Genomic DNA, 225 nt, shown 5'->3' with positions numbered 1-225 from the left:
GCCGAGCTGGGCGACTGCCTCGTCGGCTACTCCGGCCACGAGCGCGGCTGGCACGTGCCCGTCGCGGCCGTCGCCCGCGGCGCCGCGATCGTCGAGAAGCACGTGACCCTCGACAAGACCCTCGAGGGCAACGACCACAAGGTCTCGCTGCTGCCCGACGAGCTCGCGAGCATGGTCCGCCAGATCCGCGAGGTCGAGGAGGCGCTCGGCTCCGACGGTCCGCGC

1 protein-coding gene is annotated in these 225 nt (G+C 73.3%); it reads left to right on the top strand.

Features of this window, described 5'->3' with window-relative positions:
- On the top strand, positions 1-225 hold a 225-nt coding region (locus tag MJ643_RS31320), incomplete at both ends, for an N-acetylneuraminate synthase family protein (RefSeq protein ID WP_247727405.1).

Source organism: Pseudomonas sp. PNPG3 (assembly GCF_023093815.1).
Taxonomy (GTDB): Bacteria; Pseudomonadota; Gammaproteobacteria; order Pseudomonadales; family Pseudomonadaceae; genus Aquipseudomonas; species Aquipseudomonas asiatica.
This window is presented reverse-complemented; position numbering and strand designations above follow the sequence as displayed.